The organism is Trichormus sp. NMC-1, from assembly GCF_001858025.1.
In the GTDB taxonomy this organism is placed as follows: domain Bacteria; phylum Cyanobacteriota; class Cyanobacteriia; order Cyanobacteriales; family Nostocaceae; genus Anabaena.
Genome location: NZ_LZQD01000057.1, coordinates 1 through 525 on the forward strand (window position 1 = coordinate 1; position 525 = coordinate 525).

Below are 525 nucleotides of genomic sequence, written 5' to 3' on the forward strand. Positions count from 1 at the left end.
ACCCGCCTGCTCCATGCCCAAATAATAGAATGCGCACGGACGATCGTGATGAAGTTGCCCCAGTAGCTTACGGGTGCAAATGCACGTCTGAGCGCCCTTGATTTCTAAGTTCAAGGCTTGAAAATCCGGCAGCAAAGGCGCTTCGAGAGCCCCCTCTGCCAGTCACGAGGATGGTTTCGCGGCTGTCATAGAGGTGGGCCATCAATTCTCTTGGTATTGGCTTTCCATCCTGCAGAAATGTCAGCGGATCTGGACGCCAAGGACCGATTGAATTGCAGTTACAACATCCACGTCGTGCCTCTTCATAAAGGTGCGCACCTCATATAGCTTCATGTCGACGAGATAACGGTACCAGAAACCTTGGAGCACATGGAAGGCCACCCCTTCCTTTCCGTCTAGAAATCCCAACCGAAGAACATAGCGGTAAATAAAATAGACGAACGCACGAAAGCCGCCCGGAAGCCGAGCATACACTCTTTCCTTCGTCCAACGTTTCACGCCCGCCTGCTGGCCGCCCCCAAGATC

The 525-nt window shown here is 53.1% G+C and carries 1 pseudogene; it reads right to left on the minus strand.

Features of this window, described 5'->3' with window-relative positions:
• Positions 1 to 240 precede the first annotated feature (240 nt).
• Positions 241 to 525 (minus strand): annotated as a pseudogene (locus A9Y75_RS25905) (hypothetical protein); the annotation flags it as partial.